At 60.4% G+C, this 21,460-nt stretch carries 25 protein-coding genes and 3 pseudogenes; 10 read left to right on the top strand and 18 right to left on the bottom strand.

From position 1 onward, the window contains the following. The first annotated feature begins 10 nt into the window (after positions 1 to 10). From PSH59_RS12675 to PSH59_RS26300, 5 genes and pseudogenes are all read left to right on the top strand, one after another. Complete coding sequence (locus PSH59_RS12675; protein ID WP_305395232.1) at positions 11 to 1,324, top strand: dicarboxylate/amino acid:cation symporter; 1,314 nt, start codon at positions 11 to 13, stop codon at positions 1,322 to 1,324. Positions 1,325 to 1,458: 134 nt separating this feature from the next. After that, entirely contained in the window at positions 1,459 to 2,763 is a 1,305-nt protein-coding gene (locus PSH59_RS12670) for a CitMHS family transporter (RefSeq protein ID WP_248078979.1), read from the top strand. A 108-nt stretch (positions 2,764 to 2,871) separates the two neighbouring features. Beyond that, positions 2,872 to 4,125, top strand: a complete 1,254-nt coding sequence (locus PSH59_RS12665; RefSeq protein ID WP_305395231.1) for an OprD family porin — start codon at positions 2,872 to 2,874, stop codon at positions 4,123 to 4,125. 59 nt (positions 4,126 to 4,184) lie between these two features. After that, positions 4,185 to 4,949, top strand: a pseudogene (locus PSH59_RS26305) (cache domain-containing protein); the annotation flags it as partial. An 84-nt stretch (positions 4,950 to 5,033) separates the two neighbouring features. After that, the gene (locus PSH59_RS26300) at positions 5,034 to 5,855 is read left to right on the top strand and encodes a methyl-accepting chemotaxis protein (protein ID WP_370694423.1); all 822 of its coding nucleotides are present in this window, start codon (positions 5,034 to 5,036) and stop codon (positions 5,853 to 5,855) included. A 51-nt stretch (positions 5,856 to 5,906) separates the two neighbouring features. Here the strand turns inward: PSH59_RS26300 and PSH59_RS12655 are convergent, their stop codons facing one another. The 5 genes from PSH59_RS12655 to PSH59_RS12635 all read right to left on the bottom strand — a co-directional run bounded on the left by PSH59_RS12655 (position 5,907) and on the right by PSH59_RS12635 (position 10,665). After that, positions 5,907 to 7,517, bottom strand: a complete 1,611-nt coding sequence (locus PSH59_RS12655; protein WP_305395229.1) for a gamma-glutamyltransferase family protein — start codon at positions 7,515 to 7,517, stop codon at positions 5,907 to 5,909. 22 nt (positions 7,518 to 7,539) lie between these two features. Then, entirely contained in the window at positions 7,540 to 8,319 is a 780-nt protein-coding gene (locus tag PSH59_RS12650; RefSeq protein ID WP_248078969.1) for an amino acid ABC transporter ATP-binding protein, read from the bottom strand. Positions 8,320 to 8,321: 2 nt separating this feature from the next. Beyond that, entirely contained in the window at positions 8,322 to 9,098 is a 777-nt protein-coding gene (locus tag PSH59_RS12645) for an amino acid ABC transporter permease (protein WP_248078967.1), read from the bottom strand. 12 nt (positions 9,099 to 9,110) lie between these two features. Further along, positions 9,111 to 9,920, bottom strand: a complete 810-nt coding sequence (locus PSH59_RS12640) for an ABC transporter substrate-binding protein (RefSeq protein ID WP_305395228.1) — start codon at positions 9,918 to 9,920, stop codon at positions 9,111 to 9,113. Positions 9,921 to 9,996: 76 nt separating this feature from the next. Beyond that, positions 9,997 to 10,665, bottom strand: coding sequence for a GntR family transcriptional regulator (locus PSH59_RS12635; protein ID WP_248078962.1), 669 nt, complete (start codon positions 10,663 to 10,665; stop codon positions 9,997 to 9,999). A gap of 334 nt (positions 10,666 to 10,999) precedes the next feature. On the opposite strand from PSH59_RS12635, the gene PSH59_RS12630 reads away from it, so the two are divergent. Continuing rightward, positions 11,000 to 11,236, top strand: coding sequence for a hypothetical protein (locus tag PSH59_RS12630; RefSeq protein ID WP_248078960.1), 237 nt, complete (start codon positions 11,000 to 11,002; stop codon positions 11,234 to 11,236). A gap of 7 nt (positions 11,237 to 11,243) precedes the next feature. Here the strand turns inward: PSH59_RS12630 and PSH59_RS12625 are convergent, their stop codons facing one another. Both PSH59_RS12625 and PSH59_RS12620 read right to left on the bottom strand, forming a co-directional pair. Further along, positions 11,244 to 11,492 (bottom strand): hypothetical protein, encoded by a 249-nt coding sequence (locus PSH59_RS12625; RefSeq protein ID WP_305395227.1) that lies wholly within the window; start codon positions 11,490 to 11,492, stop codon positions 11,244 to 11,246. 97 nt (positions 11,493 to 11,589) lie between these two features. Next, positions 11,590 to 12,090, bottom strand: a complete 501-nt coding sequence (locus PSH59_RS12620) for a CinA family protein (RefSeq protein WP_248078954.1) — start codon at positions 12,088 to 12,090, stop codon at positions 11,590 to 11,592. A gap of 166 nt (positions 12,091 to 12,256) precedes the next feature. On the opposite strand from PSH59_RS12620, the gene PSH59_RS12615 reads away from it, so the two are divergent. The 4 genes from PSH59_RS12615 to PSH59_RS12600 all read left to right on the top strand — a co-directional run bounded on the left by PSH59_RS12615 (position 12,257) and on the right by PSH59_RS12600 (position 14,061). After that, positions 12,257 to 13,018 (top strand): OBAP family protein, encoded by a 762-nt coding sequence (locus tag PSH59_RS12615; RefSeq protein WP_305395226.1) that lies wholly within the window; start codon positions 12,257 to 12,259, stop codon positions 13,016 to 13,018. A 167-nt stretch (positions 13,019 to 13,185) separates the two neighbouring features. Continuing rightward, positions 13,186 to 13,467, top strand: a complete 282-nt coding sequence (locus tag PSH59_RS12610) for a hypothetical protein (RefSeq protein WP_305395225.1) — start codon at positions 13,186 to 13,188, stop codon at positions 13,465 to 13,467. 100 nt (positions 13,468 to 13,567) lie between these two features. After that, positions 13,568 to 13,822: a DUF6555 family protein gene (locus PSH59_RS12605; protein WP_248078947.1), complete on the top strand. Its 255-nt coding sequence runs from the start codon at positions 13,568 to 13,570 to the stop codon at positions 13,820 to 13,822. Next, positions 13,822 to 14,061, top strand: coding sequence for a hypothetical protein (locus PSH59_RS12600; RefSeq protein ID WP_248078945.1), 240 nt, complete (start codon positions 13,822 to 13,824; stop codon positions 14,059 to 14,061). Before PSH59_RS12605 ends, PSH59_RS12600 begins: the two co-directional genes overlap by 1 nt. A 29-nt stretch (positions 14,062 to 14,090) precedes the next feature. Here PSH59_RS12600 and PSH59_RS12595 read toward each other — a convergent pair whose 3' ends face one another. From PSH59_RS12595 to PSH59_RS12545, 11 genes and pseudogenes are all read right to left on the bottom strand, one after another. Continuing rightward, positions 14,091 to 14,264, bottom strand: a complete 174-nt coding sequence (locus tag PSH59_RS12595; protein WP_305395224.1) for a hypothetical protein — start codon at positions 14,262 to 14,264, stop codon at positions 14,091 to 14,093. A gap of 9 nt (positions 14,265 to 14,273) precedes the next feature. Further along, positions 14,274 to 14,714, bottom strand: a complete 441-nt coding sequence (locus PSH59_RS12590; protein ID WP_305395223.1) for a DUF421 domain-containing protein — start codon at positions 14,712 to 14,714, stop codon at positions 14,274 to 14,276. Positions 14,715 to 14,722: 8 nt separating this feature from the next. Then, positions 14,723 to 15,238 (bottom strand): hypothetical protein, encoded by a 516-nt coding sequence (locus PSH59_RS12585; protein WP_305395222.1) that lies wholly within the window; start codon positions 15,236 to 15,238, stop codon positions 14,723 to 14,725. Positions 15,239 to 15,252: 14 nt separating this feature from the next. After that, entirely contained in the window at positions 15,253 to 15,474 is a 222-nt protein-coding gene (locus PSH59_RS12580; protein WP_305395221.1) for a PLDc N-terminal domain-containing protein, read from the bottom strand. Positions 15,475 to 15,837: 363 nt separating this feature from the next. Further along, on the bottom strand, positions 15,838 to 16,914 hold the full coding sequence (locus tag PSH59_RS12575; RefSeq protein WP_305395220.1) for a chemotaxis response regulator protein-glutamate methylesterase: 1,077 nt from the start codon (positions 16,912 to 16,914) through the stop codon (positions 15,838 to 15,840). Then, positions 16,911 to 17,432, bottom strand: coding sequence for a chemotaxis protein CheD (locus PSH59_RS12570; protein WP_305395219.1), 522 nt, complete (start codon positions 17,430 to 17,432; stop codon positions 16,911 to 16,913). The genes PSH59_RS12575 and PSH59_RS12570 overlap by 4 nt, the downstream gene beginning before the upstream one ends. Next, positions 17,425 to 18,228 carry a protein-glutamate O-methyltransferase CheR gene (locus PSH59_RS12565; protein ID WP_248078929.1) on the bottom strand — a complete coding sequence of 268 codons (804 nt, stop codon included), beginning with the start codon at positions 18,226 to 18,228 and terminating at the stop codon, positions 17,425 to 17,427. The genes PSH59_RS12570 and PSH59_RS12565 overlap by 8 nt, the downstream gene beginning before the upstream one ends. A gap of 20 nt (positions 18,229 to 18,248) precedes the next feature. After that, positions 18,249 to 18,773, bottom strand: a complete 525-nt coding sequence (locus PSH59_RS12560; protein ID WP_305395218.1) for a chemotaxis protein CheW — start codon at positions 18,771 to 18,773, stop codon at positions 18,249 to 18,251. A 14-nt stretch (positions 18,774 to 18,787) separates the two neighbouring features. After that, positions 18,788 to 19,324 carry a chemotaxis protein CheW gene (locus tag PSH59_RS12555; protein ID WP_248078924.1) on the bottom strand — a complete coding sequence of 179 codons (537 nt, stop codon included), beginning with the start codon at positions 19,322 to 19,324 and terminating at the stop codon, positions 18,788 to 18,790. Between the two features lie 123 nt (positions 19,325 to 19,447). Next, positions 19,448 to 20,143, bottom strand: a pseudogene (locus tag PSH59_RS12550) (methyl-accepting chemotaxis protein); the annotation flags it as partial. Between the two features lie 84 nt (positions 20,144 to 20,227). Next, a pseudogene (locus PSH59_RS12545) lies at positions 20,228 to 21,433 on the bottom strand (methyl-accepting chemotaxis protein); the annotation flags it as partial. Positions 21,434 to 21,460 lie beyond the last annotated feature (27 nt).

Below are 21,460 nucleotides of genomic sequence, written 5' to 3'. Positions count from 1 at the left end.
ATTCTAAAAAATGGGTGATGCCATGAAACTTGTTAAATCGCTCTACTTCCAGATCCTCTGCGCCGTGGCGCTGGGCATCGTGGTCGGGCACTTCTGGGCGCAGCAAGCCATTGCGCTAAAACCGCTGGGTGATGCCTTCATCAAGCTGATCAAGATGATGATTGCCCCCGTGGTGTTCTGCACCATCGTCACCGGCATCGCCGGGATGAGCGACAAGCGCTCGCTCGGGCGCCTGCTGAGCAAGACCATGCTGCTGTTCTTCGGCCTGACGGTGATCAGCCTGGCGATCGGCCTGGTTGCGGTGTACCTGTTCCAGCCGGGCGCCGGCATGAACATTGATCCCAGCCAGCTGAGCACCAAAGGTTTGGCCCAGTACACGGAGTCGGCCGCAAAGCTTGGGGTTGTGGAGTTTTTCATGCACATCATTCCCGAGACGTTTGTCGGCGCCTTCAGTAAAGGTGAAGTGTTGCCGGTGCTGTTTATCGCGGTGCTGTCCGGCTTTGCCTTGTCGTCGCTGGGTGAACGCGGCAAGCCTGTGCTCGACGTGCTCGAATCCGCCTCGCACATGGTCTTCAAGATCTTCTCTTACCTGATGCGTTTTGCACCGATCGGCGCGTTCGGGGCCCTGGCGTTCACGGTCGGCCAGTACGGCATCACCTCGCTGGGCTCCCTGGCAAAGTTGATCATGACCTTGTACATCGCCTGCGGCTTCTTCGTGTTCGTGGTACTGGGCAGCATCTGCCGCGCCAACGGTTTCAGCCTGTGGAAACTGCTGCGCTACTTCCGGGAAGAGTTTCTGGTGGTGCTCGGCACCTCCTCCACGGAGCCTGTGATGCCGCGCATGCTGGAGAAACTCGAAGCCCTGGGCTGCAAAAAAGGTGTCGTGGGCCTGGTACTGCCCACCGGCTACTCGTTCAACCTGGACGGCACGGCCATCTACCTGTCGCTGGCGGCGATTTTCATTGCCCAGGCCTGCAACATCGACCTGAGCCTGACCCAAATCATCACCATGCTGGCCATCATGCTGCTGTCCTCCAAAGGCGCCGCCGGCGTCACCGGCAGCGGGTTCGTGGCACTGGCCTCGACCCTGACGGTCATTCACGACATCCCATTGGCCGGCCTCGCATTGCTGATCGGCGTTGACCGCTTCATGTCCGAAGCTCGCGCCCTGACCAGCCTGGCCAGCAACGCGGTAGCGACGGTGGTGATGTCGATGTCTGAAAACGCCTGCCACCGCGAAACGTTGAACCGGATGCTCGACGCAAAATTTTCCCCGCCACAGGAAATAGCCTGGGAACACGTGAAGGTCGCCGAACGCGCCTAGAGAAACCCGGATAACGCCACTCCCTGACTTGACTGAACCCCCTCCCCGCCTGGCGCCGTTGTGCCGCCCGGCGGGTCAGGGCTCGTGCGCGTCGGCGTCAGCCATTCTTACGATAACAACAAGAGAATCGTCCTATGCTCGCTTTCCTCGGCTTGGCCATGGTGGTCGTCTTCACCTTCCTCATCATGACGAAGCGCTTGTCGCCGATCGTCGCGCTCACCGTGGTACCGATCGTCTTCGCGGTGATCGGTGGTTTCGGCGGTACCACCGGCAAGATGATGCTCGACGGCCTGAAAATGGTCGCACCGTCTGCCGCGCTGCTGCTGTTTGCGATCCTGTTTTTCGGCCTGATGATCGACGCAGGCCTGTTCGACCCACTGATCCGCAAGATCCTCAAGCGCGTCAATGGCGACCCCATGAAGATCGCCGTCGGCACTGCCCTGCTGTCGTTGCTGGTGGCGCTCGACGGCGACGGCACGACGACCTACATGATCACCTGCGCCGCGATGCTGCCGCTGTATAAACGCATCGGTATGAACCCGATGATCCTGGCGACCATCTCCATGCTGTCGTTGAGTATCATGAGCGGCATGACGCCCTGGGGCGGCCCCGCCACACGGGCGATTGCCGCACTGGGCCTGGATGCCGGCGAATACTTCGTGCCGTTGCTGCCGACCATGATCGGCGGCGCCCTGTGGGTGATCTTCACGGCGTTCCTGCTGGGACGCGCAGAGCGCAAGCGCATTGGCAACGTGCAGCTGCAAAGCGGCGGCGGCGATTGCTACATCAACGCGATTCTTGAAGACACGCCCCACAAACGTCCGAAGCTGGCCTATGTCAACCTGGTGCTGGTGATCGCGGTGATGGTGGCCCTGGTGATGGGGCTGATGCATTCGGCGATCCTGTTCCTGATCGGCTTTGTGCTGGCGCTGATGATCAACTACCCGCAATTGGACATCCAGAAAGAACGCATTCTGGCGCACTCGGGCAATGCCATGACCGTGGTGCTGCTGGTGTTTGCGGCCGGTATCTTTGCCGGGATTTTTTCCGGCACCAAGATGGTTGACGCCCTGGCGCAGACCCTGGTCGACTGGATCCCGCCGTCCTGGGGCCACCTGTTCCCGTTGGTGGTGGCGATCACCAGCATGCCGCTGACGTTCGTGCTGTCCAATGACGCGTACTATTTTGGTGTGGTGCCGATCCTGGCCAATGCCGCCGCAGCCTATGGCATCGACCCGGTCGAAATCGCACGCGCCTCGATCCTGGGCCAGCCCGTTCACCTGATGAGCCCATTGGTTGCCTCGACCCTGTTGCTGGTGGGCATGGTCGATCGCGATATCGGCGACTTCCAGAAGGCCACGGTCAAATGGGCCGTACTGACCTCGCTGGTCGTCACCGCGCTGGCTCTGTTGACCGGGGCCATCAGCCTCTTCACCTGATTCACCCACAACCTCTGCTGCCTGCCAGCGCGCCTCACTCACGGGGCGCGTGTGGCCCTGTGCCCCAATACCTCAAATACCTTAAATAACAACAACGAGTCATCTGCCATGAACCATGTGTATACCCGTCGGGCTTTGTTTTGCGCGTTAGGCCTGGTACCCGTAGCGGGCGCCAACGCAGAAGGTTTCATCGAGGACAGCAAGCTCAAGCTGCAACTGCGCAATGTGTACTTCAACGAGAACTTTCGCGACGAGCATGGCTTGAGCGCGCGAGCGGCCAGAACAGCAAAAAGCGAACGCACTGAGTGGGCCCAGGGATTTCTGCTGGACTATCAGTCCGGCTTTACCGCCGGCACCCTCGGCTTCGGCGTCGACGCCCTGGGACTCTATGGCGTGAAGCTCGACTCGGGACGCGGACGCAGCGGCACCGGCCTCATGCCGGTGCATGATGACGGGCGCGCGGCCGACGAATTTGCCAGTGCCGGCGCCACCGCCAAAGCCCGGTTCGCCAAAACCACCGTGAAGTACGGCACCTTGCTGCCGAAGACACCGGTCCTCGTTTACAACGACGCACGCTTGCTGCCCCAGACCTACCAAGGCACCCAGATCAGCAGCACCGACATCGAGAACCTGACCGTTACCGGCGGGCATCTGGACCGCTTCAAACTGCGCGACTCCACCAACAGCGTGCCCATCGTGCCGGACGGCTACAGCGGCGAGAAATCGGGCGATTTCAACTACGCCGGGGCCGAGTACAAATGGGGCAAAAACATTCGCTTGAGTTATTTTTACGGCGAACTCGAGGACTTCTATCGACAACAGTTCGCCGGCATCCAGCACGACCTGCCGCTGGCCGGTGGTGTGCTGACCACCGACCTGCGTTATTTCAACAGCGTTGACAGCGGTTCCGCCTACGTCGGCAAAATCGACAACGACATGTTCAGTGGGCAATTGTCCTACCTGATCGCCGGCCATACCGTCGGCGGCGGCTACCAGACCCTTCGCGGTGATGCCGGTTTACCCTACATCAGCGGCGCAACCGTCTACTCGTTCAGCAATGCCGGCATCGGCAAGTTCATCGAGGAAGACGAGAAGACCTGGATGCTCAACTACGGCTACAACTTTGCCGCCGTCGGCGTGCCGGGCTTGACCTTTTCCGCGCGCTACCTGAGCGGCAATGACGGCAAGTCCACCACCACGGTCAAGGAATGGGAGCGTGACGCCGAGCTGGCCTACGTTGTGCAGGCCGGCACGTTCAAGGGGTTGGGCGTGCGCATGCGCAACTATGTGTACCGTTCTGAGTTCTCCCGGGGCCGCGACAGCAACCGCCTCTACCTCACCTATGACATCGCCCTTTGGTAAGTCGACGATCGCGGCCCTTGCGGCCGCTTTCCTACAGATTCAGGTGAGGAACCCCAAGCATGCTGTTTAAAAATAAAGTCCTGATGCTGGTGCTGGCCCCGGTGGTGCTGTTATCCACGGTGCTGGCGCTGACGACGAGTACCACCTTGCTGTCGAGCGCCGAGCAGGAAGTCACCGTGACCCGTGAGCGCCTGCTCAATGAAAGCCGGGAGCGCTTGAAAGACTACGCCAACCTTGCCCGTACCGCCGTGGCGGAACTCTATGCCCAGGCCGAGACCGGGGACACCGCCACCCGCGCGTCGGCCATCGCCCGACTGTCCAAAATGAAGTACGGCGACGATGGCTATTTTATCGGCTACGACAGCCAGGTCGTTCGCCTGTTTCGGGGCGACAGCAGCGAAGGCGTCGGCACCAACATGAGTGACCGTAAAGACAAGAACGGGATTTACCTGAATCGAGAAATGGTTGCTGCGGCAAAGAATGACACCCACTTCGTCAATTATTCGGGGGCCCTGATCAATACGGATAAGGTCGTTGCGAAACTGGCTTACAGTTTCTACCTGCCCGCCTGGGACATGGTGGTGGTCACTGCGATCAATCTGGACAGCATCGAACGCCAGGTCGCTCAGGTCCGAGCTGAAATCCATCAACGTGTGCGCAGCCTCGTCTATGGCATCACCGTCATCGCTTTGATTGCGCTCGCGATCACCGGCGTGCTCGCCTTGCTACTGGTTAAAAACAGCCTGCGCCCGCTGTCGCGGATTCGCGAGCACCTCGATGAAATCGCCGCGGGCGAAGGCGACCTGACGCGGCGTTTGCCCGTCAGCCACGACGAGTTCGGTCAGGTGGCCGTATCGTTCAATGCCTTCGTCGATAAGATCCACGGGCTGGTCAGCCAAATCGTCGGCATGGCCAAAGCGTTGAATACGTCGGTCACCCAGGTGGCCGAGCAGAGCAAGTGCATCGATCAGGTCATGGAACAGCAACGCCAGGAAACCGAGCAGGTCGCCGCGGCAATCAATCAAATGTCATCCGCGGCGCACGAGGTCGCCATCAGTGCCCAGAGCGCGTCAGATGCAGCAGGCGAAACCGATGTGCAGGCCGAGCACGCACGGCAGGTCGTCAATGAAAGCATCGTCCGGCTGGGCACCCTGACCGAGGACCTGTCTGCGGGCGGCGTCTCGTTGAAAAGCCTGCAAGGCGATGTGGAAGGCATTGTCACCGTGCTGGATGTGATCCGCTCGATTGCCGAGCAAACCAACCTTCTGGCACTCAATGCCGCTATCGAAGCGGCACGCGCCGGGGACGCGGGTCGCGGGTTTGCCGTGGTGGCCGACGAAGTGCGCGCGCTGGCCAGCCGCACGCAACTGAGCACCCAGGAAATTCAGGCGATGATCGAGCGGCTCAATCTGGCCACCACTAAGGTGGTCGCTGCGATGAGCCACTCCGGCGCAGCGGGCAATAGCGCGAGTGTGCACGCTGAGCACGCCGGGCAGTCACTGGGCAAGGCGGTGGCGTTGATCGTCACAATCAATACGATGAACGCGCAGATCGCCAGCGCCGCCCAGGAGCAGACCGCGGTCGCCGAGGAAATCAACCGCAGCGTGCACCAGATTGCCCGCGCGATTGAAAACGTCGCCGACCAGACGCAGAGCGGCGTCCACACGGTCGATGAGTTGTACGCCATCGGTCATCGCCTTGAGGGCCTGTTGCGGCAATTCAAGATTTAACCAGGACCGGTGTGTGGACGCCTGCAAGCGCCGGACTTGTTGTACCGCCAGTTACCACGTCGCGATATGGGAATCCGCGCGCGGTTCAGTACCGCCACACAGCACCCCGCTGACCGGGTCGCGCAGGATGATCTGGCCGCGCCCGTAGTCGGTGAGGTCGCTGTCGGTCTGCACCTTATGCCCACGGCGCGCCAGCGCATTGACCAGCTCGCGCGAAGCACCGTGTTCAATGCCAACCTTCATGTCCCCCAACCACTGCCAACGCGGTGCATCCAGCGCGGCCTGGGGGTTGAGGCCGAAGTCCACCAGGTTCATCACCATCTGCACATGACCCTGAGGCTGCATGTAGCCGCCCATCACGCCAAAGGGTCCCAGGGCCTGGCCATCTTTGGTGAGGAAGCCGGGGATGATGGTGTGGAAGGTTTTCTTGCCCGGCGCCAGGCAATTGGAATGGGACTCATCGAGGCTGAATTCCTGCCCGCGATTCTGCAGGGCGATGCCGCTGTCGGGCAGTACCACGCCGGAGCCGAAGCCGTGGTAGTTGCTCTGGATAAACGAGACCATGTTGCCTTCGGCATCCGCCGTGGCCAGGTACACCGTGCCGCTGGCATGGGGATCGCCGGGTTTGGGCGGCTGAGCCTGCTCGCCGATCTGCTCACGGCGACGGCTGCTGTAGGCGTCGCTGAGCAGGTCGGCCACCGCCACCCGCATGTGCGCCGGATCGGTGATGTAGTGCAGGCCATCGCTGTAGGCCAGCTTCATCGCCTCCAGCTGGCGGTGCCAGGTCTGTTGGCTGTCGCGGTGATCGAAGCTGAAGCCTTCGAGGATTTTCAGCGCCATCAACGCAACGAGGCCCTGGCCGCTGGGCGGGATCTCCCAGACATCAACGCCGCGATAATTGACATGGATCGGCTCAACCCACTGGGCGCGGTAGTCGTGCAGGTCGGTGGCGCGCAGGTAACCGCCGCTGGCCCGCGAATGCGCGTCCAGGCGCTCGGCAAGCGCGCCGCGATACAGGCTTTCGCAACGCGTGGCAGCCAGTTCTTCCAGGGTGCGAGCCTGGGCCGGGTTGCGGAATATCTCGCCCGCCTGAGGTGCACGCCCGTCGATGAGGAAGGTGTCGAACCAGGCCTGCAGCACGTCATCGCGGTGCGGGCTGAATTCGTTCAACGAGATCTGCCATTGATGCGCGACCACCGGCGACAGCGGGAAACCGTCGCGTGCCAGGCTGATGGCGGGTTGCAGCAGCTCGGCAAACGGCAGCTTGCCGAAACGTTGCGACAGCTCCGCCCAGGCCGATGGACAACCGGGCACCGTGACCGGGGTCCAGCCATACAACGGCATCTGGGTGTGACCCGCGGCCTTGACCGCCTCGATACCCAAGGCGGCCGGCGCATGGCCATTGCCGTTCAGGCCATGCAACTGGCCCTTGCACCACACCAGGGCAAACGCATCACCGCCCAAGCCGCAACCGGTGGGCTCCACCACGGTGAGTGCCGCCGCCGTGGCAATGGCCGCATCGATGGCATTGCCGCCCTTTTGCATGATCTCGATACCGGCCTGGGCGGCCAACGGCTGCGACGCCGCGACCATGCCCCGGCGGGCAAATACGCTCTGGCGCTGCGACGGATAGGGGTACTCGTGAGCAGAAAATTTCAACATGGCAAAGGCTCTTCAAAAAAGGTCATAACACGCGGCTGAGAAAGGCCCGGGTACGCGGATGGCTGGGGTGGCTGAAGATCTGCTCCGGCGGCCCTTGTTCGATCAACTCGCCCTGATCGAGCACCACCACGCGGTCCGCCACTTCACGGGCAAAGCCCATTTCATGGGTGACCACCACCATGGTCATGCCCTCCTCGGCCAGCTCTTTCATCACCTGCAGCACCTCGCCGACGGTTTCCGGGTCGAGGGCGCTGGTGGGCTCGTCGAACAGCATCGCCTGGGGTTTCATCGCCAACGCACGGGCAATCGCCACGCGTTGCTGCTGGCCGCCGGAAAGCATCGACGGATAATGGCTGGCCTTGTCCGCCAGGCCGACCCGTGCCAGTAAGCCACGCGCCTGTTCCAGCGCCTGGGCACGCGGCACGCCGAGCACCTGGATCGGCGCTTCGATGATGTTCTCCAGCGCGGTCATGTGCGGAAACAGGTTGAAGCGCTGGAACACCATGCCAATGTCGCGGCGCTGACGGGCGATGTTGCGCTCCGAATCACGCACCAGGCTGCCGTCGCTGCGTTCGCGATAGCCCATGGCGCGGCCATTGACGCGGATGCGCCCGCCCTGGATGTCTTCGAGCAGGTTGATGCAGCGAATAAAGGTGGTCTTGCCGGAGCCGGAAGCGCCGATCAACACCACCACTTCGCCGCGCCGAACTTGCAGCGAGATGCCCTTGAGGATCTGCAACTCGCCGAACGATTTCTGAACGTCCAGCGCCTCAATGATCAACTCTTCACTTTGGTGCGCCATGGTTAACGTCCCCTGAGCAGTTTAAGGGTGCTGCGACCGAACATGCGGCTGGCGGCCGGAGGTGGCGCCGACGGCCGATCGGACTGGCCGAAGCGGTTTTCGAGCCAGCGCTGGAAGAAGCCCCACAGGGTGGTCAGCGTCAGGAAGTAAAGGGCTACCACCAGGTACAACTCGAACACGCGGAAGGTCGCCGAGGTGATCATCTGAGTGCTGAGCAATAACTCCTGCACCCCGATCACACTGACCAGCGTGGTGTTCTTGAGCATCACGTTAAACTCGTTGCCCAGCGGCGGCACGATCACCCGGAACGCCTGGGGCAGCACAATGCGCCGCATCAGCTTGCCGAAGCCCATGCCCAGGGAACGTCCGGCTTCGTATTGGCCCTTGTCCACCGCGCCGATGCCGGCGCGGATGATCTCGGCCATATAGGCGCCTTCGTTGAGGCCCAGAGCAATGATGGCTGCCTGGATATTGCCGGGGACGATCAAACCGAACAGCTCAATGTCCTCGAAGCGAAAGATCCCGCCCGCCGCCAGCGCGGTGTACAGAAACACGATCTGTACCAGCAATGGTGTGCCGCGCATCAGCCATACATAAAAGCGCACAGGCAGGTGCAACAGCGGGTTCTTCGACAAGCGCAACAGCGCCGCCGCCAACCCCAGCGCACAGCCGAGCAGCATGGCCAGTACGCTGATCAGGCAGGTCAGCCACAGCCCGGTGAGGTACACCCCACTGGGCTGCAGCAGGTACTGCCAGAACACATCCCAATTGAAATTCATCGTTGTAGAACCTCAGTCGAGTGTGTCGCTGCTGACATGCCATTTGTTGAGCAATTGCAGATAGCTGCCGTCGCTGCGCATGTCGCTGATGATCTGCTGCACGGCGGCGGTCAGTTGCGGATCATCCTTGCGCATGCCCAGGCCGGTGAGGATGCGACTGAACGCGGGCACGCCTTCCTGGAACAGGTCCGGGGCCATCGCGGCGTAATAGCCGGCGGTTTCCACGGTGGTGCCGTAGGCGTCGACCTGGCTGATGCGCAGGGCCTGGAAGGCGTCGGTGTCGGTGTTGTACACCACCAGTTTCATCGGTGGTTTGCCGGCCTTGGCGAGGCTTTCGTTCTGGGTATCGAGCAGGGTCTTGATGGTGGAACCGTTGAGCACCGCGACCTTGTGCGTGGACAGGTCATCCAGGGTCTTGATGCCTTTGGGGTTGCCCTTGGGCACCACCACCGACTGGCTGGAATACATGTAGTTGACGATGTCGATCACCTGGCGGCGCTCGGGTTTGTCGAACAGTTGATCGACAATCATGTCGCATTGCTGGGCGAGCAGCGCCGGCACCAGGCCGGAGAACGGAATCACCCGCCACTGCACCTGCTTGTTGCCCAGGCGTTTAGCGATTTCCAGACCCAGGTCGACGGTGAGCCCACGCGGCTTCTGGGCTTCATCGAAGGACACCAGGGGCGGTGAATCCATGCCCGAGCAGTACGTCAGCTTATCGACTTTTTGCAAGCGCTCCGGCACTTGGGGCGCGGCAAACGCCCATTGTGTGCAGAGACCCAGGGTGACAGCCACCAGCAAGGCGCGGCGTTGTTTATGCATGACCAGACACTCCACTTCGTTGAGTAACGGGGGCAGGACTAAAGTCAAAACACGGACGGGGTAGGCCCCGTCTCTCTTATTTTTTCGATCGCAGAAATTGGCTCAACGCCGGCACGGTGCTTTCGATGTGTTCGCGCACCACGGCTTCGGCGCGGGCGGCGTCACCGGCGCGAATCGCATCAAGGATCACCGCATGTTCCTGGCGCGCGCTGAGGGGTTTTTCGCTGTGCTGCAGCCACAAGCGCATGGGCGCTTCCACCAATGAATAGAGCGCGGAAATCTGCTTCATCAAACGCGGGCGCCCGCTGAGGCTGCACAGGTATTCGTGAAAAGCGCGGTGACGACGAACCCACGCGGCGCTCTCATCACGGTAGTCATCCATCTCGTCGAGCAACCGCTCCAGAGCGGCCATTTGTCGCTCGCCGATGCGGCTGACCGCAACCCGCACCGCCAGGCCCTCCAGGGCGCTGCGCATCTCAAACACTTCTTGCAGCTCTTCAATATCCAAGCCACTGACGACTGCGCCACGGTTGGGCCGCAGCGTCACCAGGCCCTGTGCATCCAATCGACGGAACGCTTCGCGCACCGGCATGCGGCTCATGCCGATCTCGCTGGCGATGTCCTCGGCGATCAGTCGGTCGCCTTTGCGGTAGCGGCCGCCGCAGATAGCGTCGAGCAGGAAGTTGTAGGCCTCCTCCTCGGCTGTAAGCGGCTGGCGGTCCACGTAAGCGGGAGCAAATTGCATCGGCTGCACCTTTTGAATTTTTGTATCCAATTATCCATAAATGCAAATACGCACAACCTGTGCCAATCGGCCTAACTAAATGTTAACCATTTGATTCAGATGCGATATTTATTGTAAGCGCAGCCGAGTCGCACAAAGCCGCCAGGGCCATGTGCTACCAATTGGCACAACGGCTGCCCGGTTTTTGTGCGGGAAAGTAGCGCATGCCTGATGAAGTGGGGCCGGCCAGCCTTGCCCAGTTGGCGTCCAGGACGATGCCATGCACTCAAAAAATCTGAATTATTCGCCCCTCAATGCCTCTCTTTTTAACCCGTTAAGCGATTAAGGAGTTGTCTTGAGTTATCTGGATTGGGTTCAGTGGCCTGCCATGGCCGTGACCGTGATCGCCGCCTGGCTCATCGGCTCGCAGCGGCCGCAACGAAGAGTGGCGGGATTCGTCTGTTTCATATTGAGTAATATCTTGTGGGTCGTCTGGGGGGCCTACGCTGAGGCTTATGCATTGATCGTGCTGCAGATCTGCCTGTGCTCGATGAACCTGCGCGGGTTTAAAAAGAACGTTCAAAACCAGTGATCGCGCATCATCGGCAAGCCTGATCGCTGCGCTGGTTTTTCCTGAACCCACGTGCGTTCATGCCCAGCAAAATGCACTCGAGTACGATCAGCCCGAACGCATTTGTGTGCCATCCCCAGACCACCCATAACGAATTGCTGAGGATGAAGCCCCAGAACGCAATCATGCGTCGACGCGGTCGTTGAGACCCGATGAACCAGGCCGAGATAACGGTCACGAGCATGGCAGGCCATTGCACCCAATCGATCAAATCCAAGACGTCGACCTCCTGATGGCCAGCCTTTGAGCGAGTGTGTCGGCGCACACCCTCGATGTCGGCATCTTGCGCTTTGTGAGGTGTGGGCCAGCGTGCATCAGGCGCGTTCCCCCGCCAATGCGCGCAGGTGAAAATGCGGCAGCGATTTCAAGGCATGCACAGACGCAGCCAGTTGAACCTGTTCACGCGAGCCCATGAAGCGTTCCTTTCGACTGAACACGCTCAGTTCTCGCCCTGTTCGGTAGGCCCAGGCAAAACAGACGGTTCCAGGGGGGATTCCATCAACCGCGTCCGGCCCCAGTATTCCCGTCGTCGCTATGGCCACATCGGCCGGGCTGTCGCGCAACGCGCCCTGCGCCATCTCCCGAGCGACCTCACAACTGGTGAGATTGAAGGTCTCCAGGGTGTGTGCGCGCACATGCAACAGGCGTTGCTTCGCCTGGGGCGAATAGACGACGTATCCACTCTCGATCCATGCGCCACCGCCGTCGATCTGCGAGAGCAACGTGATGATTTTCCCGGCGGTACACGACTCGGCCGTTGTAACCACCAGTTGATGGCGTTTGAGGTACTCAACGATAGAAGCGGCGACCGACATGATAGTGGCTCCTGCGTACGGTGACTGCGTGATCAACATCCTCTAAAAACGACCATTCAACGCAGTCAATGTTCAAGCAAAAGCGTTTTGAACGTGTGCGACGCAAGGTCTTCCAACGACTACAGGGTTAAACCCGACGTTCACTCATTCAGCGTGAGAAAACACGATGGACACCAAAACCACCCGAACCGCCAAATCGCTGCCCCTGGCGGCAGCCCTTACCCTGCTAAGCGCCTGCGCGGGCAATGACACCCCCTCGAATGTGGCCGCACCCGGCAAACCCACGGCGCCAACGACCCGGACACTCGACGCCGGCGCCGCCCTGCTCCAGTCGCGCCCGCCGATAGATGCATTGAACGCCTATCTGGACGGTTTCCACTTCTATAACGGCCATCCCGATGTGCAAATGGAAGCCCATCACTACTGCGCAATCCTCAACGACGAGGTGATCCAGTGCGTGATCTACGACGGCAATCGCAGGGACGCAAAGTTGATGGGCGTGGAGTACATCATCAGCGAGCAACTGTTCAATAGCCTGCCTACCCCTGAAAAGGCGCTGTGGCACAGCCACGTGCATGAGGTGAAGTCAGGGCAATTAGTCGCACCGGGAATCCCCGAAGTGGCTGAGCACGCCTTGATGGAAAAGCTGGTGCATACCTATGGCAAGACCTGGCACACCTGGCATACCGATCTCGACAAACGCCTGCCCCTGGGTGTGCCCCAACTGATGATGGGGTTTACCGCCGATGGCCAGGCCGACCCGCGCATGGTCGCCGAGCGAGATCGGCGAATGGGTATCGACAGTACCGAAAAGAAGCACACTCGCGCCGACATAACCCCACCCCCCATCGCACCCGGTGCGGACGCATGGCGCCAGGGTACGGTCATCCAGATCGTCGACCCGGCCATACCGCCCCATCAGCATTGACAACACCATTGAGTCATTTGGATTGAACGATCATTTGCCGCCCAGTCTCTATGGCAAGACAGGTCAATAAAGGGTGCCCGCTGCCTCGGCGCGCAGGCATTTGACAAGCACCAAGCGGCATCAATGAATTGGAGGGCGAGTGCCCTCTACACATGAGGTAACCCAGCATGTCCAACGACTTCCAAGGCACCGCCAGCGTGATAACGGCTTCGCGCCATTTGGGCGCGCCTTCAGATGAGCGACTCAATGATTCGATCGATATCCAAATGAGCAGCAGTGGAAAACCCACCATTGCCCGCGTCGACTTCAAGAGGCCACTGGATTGGCCGGGAAATCCCAACTTTGTCGCCGTCAATTTACCCGACGGCTCATGCATCAGCGGTCTCATCGTCGATATAGAGCGACCGATCAACGCACCGGGTTGGGTGACGTTTACCGTGGACGACTGAAGGCCATAAGCACTTGAGGTCGGTTATCGGACTGTCAGGCAACTTTTATGAATTTTTGTTGACGCCAAATATCTGTAGTTCATGAGCATAGGGAGTCCTCATGAAACGCAACGATTTATTCACAATTGAGTATCAGCTTCACGGTGAGCCAAGGTCGTTCATTGTGCGCGCGCCGCAAATGAACAATGCCGAGGCCTGGCATTGGGCCAGTTGTGATGCCGGTGTCGCTGTCATCCCCAAATTTGGTCAACACTCGCTCAAGCGAGTCTCCAAACCGATGGCGGAAAAATACGGCATTACCCACGTACGCTGGAGTGGTGCGGCGCAGCTTCAGTGGGCGGAGGACCTCACATGATGAACAGCCAGACGCTGGGTTATACGACAGGGCAAGCGCGGGATGACGAGGTAGCTCGAAATAATGAGATGTTTTTCGAAGCCGACCGATTGGATGCGCTAGCGTACAAAATCATTGAATCCTACAGCGGCGATGCGCAGACATGGGCGCGCTTCACCGAGGCCAAAAAGCTCGCGGACGCACAACGCACGGCGGCGTATCAGGAATGGATGCGCATCCACCGTTCGCGGCGAAAGTAACCTGCAGCCCTGCCTGAACTGAGGGCCTGCTACGCCCCCGACTCCGGGTCTTTGGACGGCCCACCGGGGGCGATTCCACCTTGATCAACATCCGCATGCCGGGGATGCTGTGCGCCGGTGTCGCGCGTTCTGTCTTTGCGTTTTGGCGTGTCGGGACGGGCCTTTTGTCCAACATGACCCTGGGCTTTGGATGGGTCGCTCATGGCACCTCCTCAGTCAGGAATAACGGAAATTTTTCCATTGCGCTCAATGATCGCGAATTTAATCTGACTGATCTGCACGATGCCTTGTGCGGATCGGGCGGCTTCGAGAATATCGCTCTCATCGAGCCGTGCACGCCGTAGACGCTCATGAAGCACCTTGCCGTGCTCGACGACGATCGTCGGGCCACCGTCAAGCAGACGCGCCACCCTGCGTGAGCGCTGTTTGAGCAGCGAAAGGCCAACATCAATGGCGATCAGCGTCGCGATCACCAGCACTGCATTGGTCAGTGAAAAATCATCGCCCAGCAGCGCCTGCTGGGTCGCCTCGCCGATCACCATCAACAGCACCAGATCGAAGGTGGTCAGCTCGGCAAGCGAACGCCTGCCGGCGATCTTGAACAGGATCATCAACACGAGATAGATGGCGACTGCCCGCAGCACCGAATCCATAATTGCCCCTAGGGATAAATGAACTGTGATAAGTCCAGCGCGGCGCCTGACGGCAGCGACACGCGTGTTGCAAAGCTGCCCACTCCCTGGCTACGCGCTGTCAGGTGCACGCTCGCCTGCCCCGCTCCGTCGCTGAGCACCCAAAGCCGCACGCCGTCGCCGGCGGCACTTGCCTTGAGGGGCTGCGGCTGAAGCATTTCAACTTCAAAGCCGCGCAACAATTGGCCACTGAGTTCGACTTCAACGGGTTCGCGGGGCTTGCTTTGCAGGTGAACGATCAATTCAGCCGAAGCTCCATTACGCAGAAACCGTTGGTACTCGACGCGTAATTGCCCGTCGGCACTGCGCACCTCGGCGCTGCTCAATGGCCCTTTGGAGAACAACCCTGCCAAGGTCAGCCCGATCAGCACGACCAAGCCATACCAACCCAATCGCTCGAAGCGCCAGACCTTGCGTTGCAAGACCATGTCTTCATCGACTGGGTAGTTACGGCTGTGCAGGTCCCGATGAACAGGCTCTTTCATACGGCACCTGCGGCTCAGCCTTTGCTGTGTTCCGGGGAGGATGGACCTTTGGTCACGCCGCGCGGCCCCGCAATGGCCCAAATGGCCAATCCTGCGAACGGCAACAACACGACCAGGGCTGTCCACCCCGCCTTGCTGCCTGAACGGTTGTCGCTACGCCAAACGCTGTTGATGACCCACAGGTCCAGCAACAGCAGAATAATCATCAGGCCAATCCAGAAATAGGTAACTTGCATGGTGCTGCACCTCCCGGTTACTGGTTATAACCGTTAGGTTTCGGGCGCGGTGTCGAGGTTCAGAATTTTTTAATGCCGTGCCTCCACCTGAACGCACGATGGTTTGAGCCTGGCTGGATGGTCGAATGTCTCGGAGGCGCAGCGCACGCCGACCTCAAAGGCCGCTGCCAGGGCAGTGATGGAGGTCCTCGGCAACCGGGCGCCCCGCTCGCCTGTCATCGCAGTGAACGGCTGGAGCACAGGCTCGCGCGCAGGGACCCTTGCATGCGCCCACAGGGTTTGCCTTTGCCAGGATAGCGCTTGAGCGCCCAAGCGCGGTCATAGGTCATCGCGCCAGGCGGCGACCGCGCAGCAGGCTCGCCGTCAGGTCAAGCGACGCTGATGCATGGATTGCAAAATCGCCGCACCAATCTGCTCCAACGGCAGCTCCCGCTCCACTGCGCCGAGCTTGAAGGCTTCCTTCGGCATGCCGTACACCACGCAGGACTCTTCATCCTGGCCAAGGGTACGGGCACCGTTGTCATGCATTTCCTTCAGGCCCCGCGCGCCGTCGTCGCCCATCCCGGTCATGATGATCCCCAGCGCGTTAGCACCGGCGCTGCGGGCGACGGAGCGAAACAGCACATCAACGGAAGGCCGGTGACGACTTACCGGGGGGCCGTCGACAATCTCTACCTGGTATTGGGCCCCGTTTCGCTTGAGCAGCATGTGCCGACCGCCGGGGGCGATCAACGCGCAGCCGGGCATGACCCGGTCGCCGTTCCTGGCTTCCCTGACCTCGATTTCGCACAGGCGATTGAGGCGTTCGGCAAACGCCGCCGTGAAGTGTTCAGGCATGTGCTGCACGATCACGATGCCGGGGCACACCCTGGGCAACGCGGTCAACACCTGCTCCAGTGCTTGCGTACCGCCGGTGGAGGTGCCGATGGCGACAATATTCTCAGTGGTGCGCGCCATCGCCTGGGTGGCTGCCGGCAGAATCGCGTCAGCATTCAGCCTGGCGGGCGGGCGGTCGGGGGACGGCACCATGCGTTTCATGTTGGCCTTGGCCGCGGCCTTGACGGCGCCTGCCAACTCATCGGCACTGTCGGTGAGAAACTGGCGCAAGTTCAACTGCGGCTTGGTGACGATACTCACGGCCCCCGCCGCCAAGGCTTGCATGGTGGTCGCGGCGCCCTTTTCGGTCAGGGTTGAGCAAATGACCACCGGCGTGGGGTGTTCGGCCATGAGCTTCTTGAGGAACGTGATGCCATCCATGCGCGGCATCTCAACGTCCAGCACAATCACATCCGGCCACTGCTTGCTCATTTTATCCATGGCGAATACCGGGTCCGCCGCCGCGCCGATCACCTCGATGGCCGGGTCTCGCCCCAGTGTCGCCGTCAATACCTGGCGGACCACAGCGGAGTCGTCCACGATCAGCACCTTGATAAGACTCATGTCGTACGCACTCCTTGGGGGCTGCTGAGAGGTCGCTGCAGAGCCAGGTAGTTGAGTTGAACAGCGCCGATGGCCAGGTCGAACACCACGGTTCGGTAACCCACGCCTTCCACATGCAAGGTGTGACATTGCAACTGGTGCAACGCGAGCAGGCGCCTGGCTTGTTCGACGTTGCGTTGCCCGACGTAGTGATTGTCCGGACGCACCAGCCCGGGGAACATGTTCCCGCCGCCATACACACTGATTCGGAACTCCGTCGGCGGCACGTTGCACCCGCGCATGGCACCGAGCAGTAACTGGAGCGCTTCATCGCCGTAACGACCGTCCAGGCCCTTCGCACTGACCACGGCGCGTTGCGGCAGCAGGTAATGACACATGCCCCCCAACAAGCGCTGTGGGTGCCAGAACACCAGCGCCACGCAAGAGCCCAGCACTGTGCGCAGCCGGATCTCGCCGGAACCAAAAAACCACTCGCCAGGATTCAGGAACAACTCACGGGAAGGTCGAGTGTCAGGCATGTGGCCTCCGATAGATCGAAGGCTTGACCAAGCGCAGCTCATCGGTCACGCCATTGAGGCTTTCCGAATGGCTGACCAGAAAATAACCGCCAGGCTTAAGGTGGCTGACCAGCCGTTTGACCACTTGTACCTTGGTGTCATTGTCGAAATAGATCATCACGTTGCGCAGGAAGATCACGTCGAACAGGCCAATTTTCGGCAGCGGATTGTTCAGATTGATCGCCTGAAAATCGATCTTCGACGCCAGCGCCGGGTCAACCATAAAACACCCATGATTGGCGCCCACGCCCTTGAGACAGTATTTGTTGAGCAGTGCTTCAGGAATGCCCCGCGTGCCTTCGAGGGGATAGCGCCCGTGGCGGGCCTTGTCCAGCACACGGCTGCTGATATCCGACGCCACGATCTCCCAAGGACGGCCGGCCAGGTTGTCCGCCAGCACCATCGCCAGGGTGTAAGGCTCCTCACCGGTAGAGCAGGCGCCACTCCACACCCGCAGCGTGCCGCTGCCGCGCAGTTCGGGCAGGGCCACGTCGCGCAGAAAGTCAAAGTGCTTCGGTTCGCGAAAAAAATAGGTTTCGTTGGTGGTCAGCATGTCCACCGCCACCTGCAATTCCTTGGGGTCCTTCATCAGTATCTTGTAGTAAGCGCCATAGGTCGTGAGCTCAAACACCTGCAGTCGCTTGGCAAGCCGGGTGCTCACCAACTGCTTTTTGGCGTCCGACAGGCTGATGCCCGCGATCTGGTGGATCAGGCTGCGAAACTGCTGGAACTCGGTGTCGGAGAGAATCACGTTCATAAGGACATCCCAAAGTCGAATCAGACGGTTGCAGCGGGCAAAGATTCGAGGTTTGCCAGCCCTTCGACCTCTTCCAGAGACAACACACGGCCGATGTCCAGCAACAGCACAAAACCGCTGCCCAGTTTGCCGATCCCGGAGAGGAAATCCGCCCTGATATGGTTACCGACCTTCAGCGGAGGTTCGATATCCTGATCGGCAATTTCCAGCACCTCGCTGACCGCATCCACAATGATGCCTACCGGCTTTTGCACGGCGCCGGTCTGCACCTCCAGGATCACGAAGCAGGTTCTGGACGTCTGCAGCGTACGTTCGCCGCGAAAGCGCACGCCAAGGTCCAGTATGGGCACCGCGGCGCCGCGCAAGTTGATCACGCCACGGATGCTCGCAGGCAGTAATGGCACGCCTGTAATCGGCCCGTATTCGATGATCTCGCGCACGTTGAGTGTGCCGACTGCGTACATCTCATCTCCCAACTCGAAGGTGAGGTATTGGCTCGGGCTCGAGCGCGCGGCAGGGCCTGGACTGTCGATAGATAACGGCATGGTTCACCTCCGGATCAATGGCTTTGCGCGCGCGCGGAACGAGCGTTCATCAAGTCGGCTATTTCATCGACGCATAACACCTGCTCGATTTGCAGCAGCGTGACAAACGCACCTCGCACCTTGGTCATACCCTTGATGAAGTCGGTGCGAATCAGGTTGCCGAACGCCGGTGCGGGCTTGATATCAATGTCGAGAATCTCGATCACCTCGCTGACCGAATCCACCACGACGCCCAGCACCTGGGACTCGCCCTGCGTGGCCGTTTCCAGAATGACGATGCACGTTCGACTGCCAAGGTCTGTCTCGCCCTTGCCGAACCGCGCCTTGAGGTCCACCACCGGCACCACCGAGCCGCGAAGATTGATCACCCCATGCAGGAACACCGGCATCATCGGCACGCTGGTAACCTGGCTGTATTCGATGATCTCCCGCACGCTCAGCGTGTTGACCGCATACATCTCCTGGGCCGCCGAAAAAGTCAGGTACTGCAACGGCTCAGTGGCGTGCAGCGCCGACGCGCTGGTGCCTGGCACAATGGCTGAGGCACTCATGGGTCAACTCCCGAAGCGGACGAAACCGCTCTCCACCGCGCGATGTTCATGATCGCCCATGGATGCCGTACGACTGCCCCCAGACAGGGCGGCAGCCCGCCCGGCACGCTTGCCTTGCACGGTGAAAAAGCCCATCAACTCCTGCAACTGCTCGGCCTGCCCGCTCATTTCCTCGGCAGTCGCGGCCAGCTCTTCGGATGCCGAGGCGTTTTGCTGAGTCAGTTGGCTCATTTGCGACATCGCGCTGTTGATTTGCTCGGAACCGATGGATTGCTCTTCCGAAGCCGCAGCGATTTCCTGCACCAGGTCAGAGGTCTTGGCGATCGACGGCACGATTTCATCAAGCAGGTTGCCCGCCCGTTCCGCCAGGGCCACGCTGTTTTTGGCGACCTCGCCGATCTCCTGCGCCGCGATCTGACTGCGTTCGGCCAGTTTGCGCACTTCCGCCGCCACCACCGCAAAGCCTTTGCCGTGCTCGCCGGCACGCGCCGCTTCGATTGCCGCGTTGAGCGCCAACAGATTGGTCTGGTAAGCGATGGAATCGACGATGCCGATTTTTTCAGCGATGGTTTTCATCGCGGCCACGGTGTCCTTCACGGCGCGACCGCCTTCGGAGGCTTCTTTGTTGGCCTTGCCGGCCATGCCATCGGTCACCTTGGCGTTTTCGGTGTTTTGCGCAATGGACGCTGACATTTCTTCCATCGAAGCCGAGGTCTGCTCCACCGACGCCGCCTGTTCGGACGCCGATTGCGCCATGCTCTGGGCGGTGGCGGAAATCTCCTCGGATGCACTGGACAGCGAATCAGCCGAACCGCGGACTTCGCCGATGATTTCCGAGAGTTTTTCCACGGTGCCGTTGACCGAGTTTTTCAGCTCGAGGAACTTGCCCTGATAGTCGCCGACGATGGTCCGGGTCAGGTCGCCGCTGGAGATCGACGCCAGCACGTCCATGGCTTCAGTGATCGGTACGATGATCGCATCCAGCGAACCGTTGATGCCCAGGATGATGCGGCGGAAGTCGCCTTGATGCCGTGAGGCGTCCGGGCGGGTGTCGAGTTTGCCGATCATGGCGCTGTCGCTGATCTGACGTGTGTCTTCGACCAGAGCCAGCACGTTGGCACGCAATTGTTCGATGTTCTCGTTGATAAAAGCTTTCTTTCCGGGGAACTGTTCCAGCGGTGCCGATAGGTCCCCTTCGCCAAAGGCGCGGATGCACGCCATGGCTTTTTTCTTGACCGAGATGTGGCCGTTGACCATGTCGTTGATACCCTGGGCCATGGAACGGTAACTGCCGTGAAAGCGTTGGGCATCGATCTGGGCGTCGATCTCGCCTTTGTCGTGCTCACTGGATACGCGGTTTATTTCCGTAATCAGTCCATTCAGGCTTGTACCCAACTGTTGCATCGAGGCCATCAAGCTGGTGGTGTCACCAGCCCGGAGCGTAGTTTTGGCCTCCAGGTCCCCAGCTGACAGGCGCGCCGCAAAGGCACGAACATTCGCCGGTTCACCGCCGAGCTGACGCATGAGGTTCCGGGCCAGCAGCGCGCCCATCAGGCCCGTGCCCAACAGCGTCAGTGCGGCAATCGAAAGGATGATGTAGCGGGCTTTTTGTTCGATGCTGGTGGCCAAAATCTGGGCTTTGCGCCCCTGCTCCAGGTTGTATTGGCGCATCTCGGAGATCGTCGCCTGAATGGCCGTCTGCAATGGCTGGCTGGCCTCGATCAGCGTGCGGGCGGCGGCTATATCACCGGCCCCGATCGCGTTGTCGAATCGCGTCTGCAGGTTTGAAAACTCGTCGAACCGGCTGCGCAGTTGACCCAACAGCGCCGCATCGTGCTCGTCTGAAATAAGCGCGGTCTTGTAGCGCTCCAACGCCTTATCGATGGCGCTGAAATGCTGGGTCACCGCCTCGGCGTACGGAGGAACCGTGGTTTTATCCGACCCGTCGAGGCGCTGCCATTGCAAGGCATGCAGACTGGCGAAGGCCTCGGTGGCCCGATCAACCTCCAGCAAGCTGGGCACGGTGTTGACGCTGGCGTAGCTGGCGCTGGTATTGATCTCATCGGTCAGATAAAAGCTGGTGCCGCCCAACACGAAGACGCCCAGCATTGCCGTGAAAACCAACAGCGTAATATT

The sequence above is a fragment of the Pseudomonas sp. FP2309 genome (genome assembly GCF_030687575.1).
GTDB lineage: Bacteria > Pseudomonadota > Gammaproteobacteria > Pseudomonadales > Pseudomonadaceae > Aquipseudomonas.
Note: the sequence above shows the minus strand (reverse complement) of the source record. Positions and strands in the feature narration are given on the sequence as shown.